7 protein-coding genes are annotated in these 6,848 nt (G+C 31.0%); 6 read left to right on the forward strand and 1 reads right to left on the reverse strand.

Going from position 1 to position 6,848, the window contains the following annotated elements:
* Window positions 1-48: 48 nt before the first annotated feature.
* A complete protein-coding gene (locus tag ABV008_RS07990) occupies window positions 49-1,107 on the reverse strand; it encodes an AI-2E family transporter (RefSeq protein ID WP_352419297.1) in 1,059 nt (352 codons plus the stop codon).
* A 454-nt stretch (window positions 1,108-1,561) separates the two neighbouring features.
* Here ABV008_RS07990 and ABV008_RS07995 point away from each other — a divergent pair, with 454 nt between their 5' ends.
* The 6 genes from ABV008_RS07995 to ABV008_RS08020 all read left to right on the forward strand — a co-directional run.
* Window positions 1,562-2,749 carry an anaerobic nitric oxide reductase flavorubredoxin gene (locus ABV008_RS07995; protein WP_352419298.1) on the forward strand — a complete coding sequence of 396 codons (1,188 nt, stop codon included), beginning with the start codon at window positions 1,562-1,564 and terminating at the stop codon, window positions 2,747-2,749.
* 411 nt (window positions 2,750-3,160) lie between these two features.
* Window positions 3,161-3,865 carry a DUF5058 family protein gene (locus ABV008_RS08000; protein WP_352419299.1) on the forward strand — a complete coding sequence of 235 codons (705 nt, stop codon included), beginning with the start codon at window positions 3,161-3,163 and terminating at the stop codon, window positions 3,863-3,865.
* Window positions 3,866-3,876: 11 nt separating this feature from the next.
* Window positions 3,877-4,572, forward strand: a complete 696-nt coding sequence (locus tag ABV008_RS08005) for a hypothetical protein (RefSeq protein WP_352419300.1) — start codon at window positions 3,877-3,879, stop codon at window positions 4,570-4,572.
* Between the two features lie 36 nt (window positions 4,573-4,608).
* Window positions 4,609-5,697, forward strand: coding sequence for a M42 family metallopeptidase (locus tag ABV008_RS08010; protein ID WP_352419301.1), 1,089 nt, complete (start codon window positions 4,609-4,611; stop codon window positions 5,695-5,697).
* Between the two features lie 110 nt (window positions 5,698-5,807).
* Window positions 5,808-6,251, forward strand: coding sequence for a HutP family protein (locus tag ABV008_RS08015; RefSeq protein WP_352419302.1), 444 nt, complete (start codon window positions 5,808-5,810; stop codon window positions 6,249-6,251).
* A gap of 315 nt (window positions 6,252-6,566) precedes the next feature.
* Window positions 6,567-6,848: carboxyl transferase domain-containing protein (locus ABV008_RS08020; RefSeq protein ID WP_352419303.1), on the forward strand; the 282-nt coding region annotated here is incomplete at its 3' end.

Genomic DNA, 6,848 nt, shown 5'->3' on the forward strand with positions numbered 1-6,848 from the left:
TTAGCTGAATACCTGCCTATTTAAATAGTCTTAAGAATTGGCGTTATTTTATTCATTAGCCATTTTTCTTTCTTTATATATATTATAGATTGTTTTAACTATAACATTCACTATTAAATATAATGGAACTCCAATAAAAGCACCTAATATGCCAAAAACGTTGACACTTGCAATAATTATTACGATTACTAATAAAGGATGGATGTTGAGCTTACTCTTCATAATATTAGGAGTAATGAGATTTCCCTCAACCTGCTGAACTATTACTGCAATAACAACTATTTTAAATATCATAGTCCAACTGATAGTTAACCCAATTAATAAGGCTGGTAATATGCCTAAAAAAGGACCTAAAAAAGGAATCACAGAGGTTACCATGGCGAAAAGTCCCATTAGCAAAGCATTAGGCAATCCTATTATTAAATATCCAATAAACATTAAAGAACCAATAATAAAAGTAACTATAATTTGACCAGATATATAAATAGACAGAATATCATCTAAACTTGACAAAGTATTTATTATGTGGTTTTTGTATGCTTTTGGCATGATTGATATGAATTTTTTTGCAAATTTTTTATCATCCTTTAGCAAGTAAAACAATATAAATGGCACTAAAACGATTTGAGTTCCTATGTCACCTATTTGAGAAAAAACTCCTGCTATATTGGAACTTACTCCTACTAATATTTCTTTAAGTCCACTTATTATCTTGTCTGTTATATCAAAATCTTCAGGAAGAAAATTTATTGTATTATCTAAGAGACCTTTGAAATCAATATTTTTATCTATATTTGTAAAAAAAGAACTCCCAAATAAGTCTTTTAGAACAGCTCCTCCATAAATAAATAAAACAGATAATAATAAGATGAAAATCAGAATAACGATTAAAACTAAAAGACCTTTATTGATTTTTTTGTTTTCCAACTTTCTAACTACAGGTCTTAAGACATAATACAAAAATACAGAAATTATTATAGGGGTTATAAATATTCTCAAGACGTCTGCTAATCGAAAAAACAAATCACTTAATTTAGTAAATAATAATATAATCAGTAGAACTAAACAAATATTTACTAAACGGAAAAAGTATTTTTTACTCTCCATATTATTTCTTTATTCTCCTTTTTCGTTTATTATGTTTTTCAATTTTGACTTAGTACTATTGTATCTATTATAAAGGAAAATTTACTTATATGTAATATTATTTTATTAATTTTAACAATTAAACTATGTCTAGATATTAATGCACTATTAGAGTATAATTCAATATAAAGCTTGAAATTACTATAGAGAGTCTAATATTTTTCGGATTACTTGTACTGTAAAATTAAAAGTTTGAGATTAATAATAGGTTTATGGGTATATAAATTAACAAAGTGTAAATATATGTACATATATAATTAGTTGCTTTAAACGAACTAGCTAAACATAACTAATAAAACAAGTAAAATATAGAAACAATAAAAAAGGAATGTTTAAATAGCAATATTAAAACTTGTTATCTTAGTTATGTATAGATCAGAATTTAATAATATAAAATATTTTAGGAGGTATGACGATGGGGCGTAAAATTACTGACAAAGTTACTTGGGTAGGGAAAATTGACTGGGAGCTTAGGTCTTTTCATGGAGAGGAATTGTCTACTCATAAGGGCTCTTCTTATAATTCTTATTTAATTCGTGATGAAAAAACTGTTCTTATTGACACGGTTTGGCTTCCCTATGCAAAAGAATTTGTAGAAAATTTGAAAAAAGAAATTAATTTAAATGAAATTGATTACATAGTTATGAACCATGGAGAAATAGACCATAGTGGTGCACTTGTTGAGCTTATGAAGGAAATACCAGATACACCTATTTACTGTACTTCTAATGGAGTAAAGTCCCTTAAAGGACATTATCATCAGGATTGGAATTTTGTTGAGGTAAAAACAGGTGATGAACTAGATATAGGTAACAGTAAGTTAATATTTGTTGAGGCAAGAATGCTCCATTGGCCAGATAGCATGTTTACTTATATGACAGGAGAAAATATATTATTTAGTAATGATGCTTTTGGACAGCATTATGCAACAGAACATCTATTTAATGATTTAGCAGATCAAAATGAGATATATGAAGAGGCAATAAAATACTACGGAAACATATTAACTCCATTTAGTCCTTTAGTTAAGAAAAAAATAGAAGAAGTACTTAGTTTTAATCTACCAGTCAATATGATATGTACTAGCCATGGTGTAATCTGGAGAGATAATCCTACACAGATTATTGAAAAGTACATGGAATGGGCTAATGCTTATCAAGAAAACCAAATAACTCTTCTTTATGATACTATGTGGGAAGGAACTAGAAGACTTGCTGAGGCCATTGCAGAAGGCATTAAGTCAGTAGATGATAGGATTACAGTAAAGCTATATAATATTTCAAGATCAGATAAGAACGATATATTAACTGAAGTGTTTAAGTCAAAAGCTATTCTAGTAGGTAGCCCTACTGTTAATAAAGGCTTACTACATGGAGCTGCTGCAATACTAGAAATGATAAAAGGGCTTTCATTTAAAAACAAAAAAGCTGCTGCTTTTGGCTGCTATGGTTGGGGTGGAGAATCAGTGAAGCTAATTACTGAAGAGCTTAAGAGAGCTGGATTTGATGTGGTAAATGATGGTATAAGAGAGTTATGGAATCCTAATGAAGATGCAATAGTAAGAGCTAGAGAGTATGGAAAGGAATTTGTCTCAAAGATATAATACAATAAAGTTTCCACTTTTTTTATCTTTGTTAATAAATTTTTAAAAAATATATTGCAAAAGAAACTTTAAAGTGATAACATTTAATTGTAAGTAAATCAATCAACAGAGTTTTATAACAATTTAATAATAATTTGAGTGAAGAGTGAAGAGTGATAAAAACGTTGATAGCAGTGCTGTCAATGTGATTTGTTCACTCTTTTTTTATTTTCAAAAACAATTTACTTATTATGTCAAAATAGGACAAGACTAAAATCCAAGAGGTCAAGAAACAACATACTACAGAAAAACGTTTGCTTATCAGACATTATACATTAAAAAACTAGAAGTTTATTAAAAGCAGCATATAAACTTTTAGTTCATATAGATTAAAATTTTATCCATTAAATACTATATGAAAGGAGTTTTCAAATGACAAGTAATGTAAGTGTTTCAACTGTATCAAACAGTTTAGGTGTTTGGATATGTGCTTTAATAGCTGTATCTGTAGTTCTAGTTCAATCAATTCTTTATGTGAGATTAGCTTTTAAAAATGCCGAGAAGGTTGGCTTATCAAAACAGCAATGCGTAAAAGGACTAAGAAGTGGAATAATCAGTTCTATTGGACCATCAATATCTGTATTTGTAGTAGTGTTTGGCATGGCAGCAGTAATAGGAGGTCCTTTGACTTGGATGAGATTATCAATGATTGGTAGCTCTCCTACTGAGCTTAGTGCTGCTCAAGTTGGGGCCCAAACTCTTGGCGTAGAACTTGGGTCTCCAGACTATGATTTAACTGCATTAGCTACTTCCTGGTGGACTATGTCAGTCAATGGCTTAGGGTGGTTACTAGTGGTAGTCTTATTTACTCATAGAATGGAGAAGTTAAGGCAGAAAATTGGTGGGGGAGATTCTAAGTGGGTTTCAATATTAGCTGCAGCCGCAACATTAGGGCTGTTTGGATACTTATCTGCTCCGAATATACTAGTGGGCGGAGGAAAACTCGCAGCCGTATTAGGAGGAGCATTATCCATGGCTTTTTTAAGTAAGTTATCAAAAAATATAAATTGGCTTAAAGAATATGCTTTAGGTTTTGCATTGATAATTGGCATGGTAGCTGGAACTATAATTGGATAGGAGGAAAAAATATGAGCGAAAATACAAATGCTAATAGCATTTCAAACAATTCAGATTTTAATCAAACATGGGTAAAGCCATCGATAAAAATTGGAATAGCTACAGTAAGCCTAGCAATGGTTTTTTCTTTTTTACCTAATATATATTTATATATTAAATATGGAGTTTTTCCACCTTTGTCTGTAGCATTAAGATCTTGGTTAAGTGTAGCAACTATATTTGGAGCATTTTATTTTGTAGAACCATTTTCATATTACCCAATCCTTGGAATGACAGGATCATATATAGGAATTCTATCAGGCAATATATCTAATGTGAGATTACCTGCATCTGCAACTGCTCAAGCAGCAGTAGGTGTTAAAACTGGAAGCAAGCAGGGTGAAATTATCTCCACCTTAGGTATTGCAGGATCAGTTATTACTAATCTATTTTTCTTAACTATTGCAGTACTAGCTGGATCATCAATATTAAATGTATTGCCAGGTTCAGTAAAAGTGGCATTTGAGTTTTATACTTTACCAGCAATCTTTGGTGCTTTATATGGTCAATTTGCTGTTCAACAACCTAAAATAGCAGTAATTGCTTTACCTCTATCCATTATTGTCATTAAATTTACTTCTGCACCTACATGGTTAGCAATTATTATTGCAATTTTCGGAAACATACTTATATCTAGGTTGCTTTATAAAAAAGGTATTTTAAAATAATAGAATTTAGAAATTCATAAACGGAGGATGATATCAATGAAAGAAAGTCTAAAAGAAAGTTTAAAAGAATTGACTAGCTTAGTTGGAGTGTCAGGAAGTGAACAAGAAGTAGTTAAATATATGAAAGAAAAATTAGAAATATATGCTGATGAAGTAATAGTAGATCCTAACGGCAATGTTATAGCAGTGAAGCATGGTAATAAACCTGGCCCTAAGCTAATGATAGCTGCTCACTCTGATGAAATAGGATTTAGTGTTAAAAATATATTACCTAATGGATTTATTCTGTTTAACAAAATTGGAACAGCATCAGATAAAGTATTAGAGGGAAGAAAGGTTTTAATAAAAGGGAGTATACCTGGAATTATTGGAATTAAACCAGGACATTTACAAACACCTGAAGAAGCAAAAAAAGTGAACTCCAGTAAAGAATGTTATATTGATGTAGGGGCTTCATCAAAAGAAGAAGTAGAAAATTTAGGGATTCGTGTAGGTGATCCAATTGGATACAGAAGTGATTTTATGGAAATGGCTAATAAGGATTATATCTGTACAAAATCTATTGACAACAGAATGAATTGCGCAATATTAATTGAATTATTTAGACAAATCAAAGATGTGGAATTTGAAGGAACTGTTTATGGTGTTGCTACAGTTCAAGAAGAAACTGGAATGAAGGGAGCCTTCATGGTTGGGAATAGGATAGAGCCTGATTATGCTATAGTGATAGATACTATACCATCAGGAGATACACCAGATGTTAATGCTGAAAGAGATTTACCTATATACTTAGGTAAGGGACCTGCATGTGTTATAGCCGATGGAGTATTATTTGGATTATTATTTACTTATTCTCATCCAGGTGTGATTGAGATTATAGAAGAGCAGGCAAAAGTGGCAGGTGTAAATGTTCAATATACAACATTAGTAGGAGAAGGATATGCAACAGATGCAGCACGTTTATCTTTTGCAGGAAAAGGAATACCATGTGCTATGCTAGTTGTTCCTAGAAGATATTCACATTCTCCAGTTGAGTTGGTAAATATTAATGATGCTTTAGGCTCACTTACAATATTAGAGAACATAGTTAAACAGAATGGTAAGAAAGAAATAAAATTCATTTAATAACTATAAATATAAGTAGTTAGTGAAATTAATTGACGATTTTATAGCAAGATATATAATAGGAGTAAATACAGAAGGAAATAATTATTATAGTGGAGAGTGAGTAGTATATGAAAAATGATAAACAATTTCCTTATTCAGTCACTGAAAATGATTGTATAGAGAAAGTAGCAGTTACACTTGCGTTAACAGGCAGTAGAGAGGAAGAAGAGTATTACAGAAATATGTTTACTGAACAAGGTTATACCTGTGTGGTAACAGGAGCATCTGGAATGGACTATGACTTAAGAAAGAAAATAGTTAACTCTACTGTTGGGGCATGCTTAAATTCAAAACTAATTGAAAAAGACTCAAAACAGGCACATGCTTTAGTTCATGCTACTGTAGAGGCCTGTTATAGCATTAAAATAGATGTATCTTTATGCCAGAGTTTCCAACTAAAAATAGCAATAGTCAAAAAAGACGATTGGATTGCTGTAGCTATTTTTGGAGACATGGCAATACATATGCTAACGAATCATAAGACCATTGGGCTAGGAATAATGCATTTTTAGTTAAACTAATATAATTATGTAGTTTCTAAAAAGTCTTAGTCATCGGTGGTGTAATAAATATGATTAATTTTGCATTTTAAGTCTAGACATCTAAAGCTATTGAGGAGTTTATACAGCAATATAGTTTGAGTTATGAGCTTGCTTATCTATGGTTTCTTAACCACTATTTTGTTGTAGTAAACTCCTTATTTTTGTCTTAAAATCACCGACATTATTTCTACAACAGTATGCTACCATTTGTTGACGATTAAAAAATAGTAGGGTTGTTATTTTAATAAGCTTAACTGATTATTTGATTTAGAAGGAGGATTTTTTATGGCAAAGAACAAGCTTAATCAGCTACGTTTAGCTAAAGAAAAAATAGCTGAAGGTGGCGGCAAAGACAAAATTGAAAAACAGCATAAAAAAGGTAAATTGACAGCAAGAGAAAGACTAAATCTATTATTCGATGAAGGAAGCTTTGTAGAAGTTGATACATTTGTAGAGCACAGATGTACAAACTTCGGCATGGAAAAAACAAAGTCACCAGGAGAAGGAGTAGTATCAGGTTATGGTACAGTAAATGGCAGATTAGTGTTTTCCTATGCACAAGACTTT

Source organism: Proteiniborus sp., from assembly GCF_040308045.1.
In the GTDB taxonomy this organism is placed as follows: domain Bacteria; phylum Bacillota; class Clostridia; order Tissierellales; family Proteiniboraceae; genus Proteiniborus.

Bases quoted from the DNA above. Each gene is read 5' to 3' on its own strand.
- ABV008_RS07990 (WP_352419297.1), bottom strand. From the start codon at position 1,107: ATGGAGAGTAAAAAATACTTTTTCCGTTTAGTAAATATTTGTTTAGTT.
- ABV008_RS07995 (WP_352419298.1), top strand. From the start codon at position 1,562: ATGGGGCGTAAAATTACTGACAAAGTTACTTGGGTAGGGAAAATTGAC.
- ABV008_RS08000 (WP_352419299.1), top strand. From the start codon at position 3,161: ATGACAAGTAATGTAAGTGTTTCAACTGTATCAAACAGTTTAGGTGTT.
- ABV008_RS08005 (WP_352419300.1), top strand. From the start codon at position 3,877: ATGAGCGAAAATACAAATGCTAATAGCATTTCAAACAATTCAGATTTT.
- ABV008_RS08010 (WP_352419301.1), top strand. From the start codon at position 4,609: ATGAAAGAAAGTCTAAAAGAAAGTTTAAAAGAATTGACTAGCTTAGTT.
- ABV008_RS08015 (WP_352419302.1), top strand. From the start codon at position 5,808: ATGAAAAATGATAAACAATTTCCTTATTCAGTCACTGAAAATGATTGT.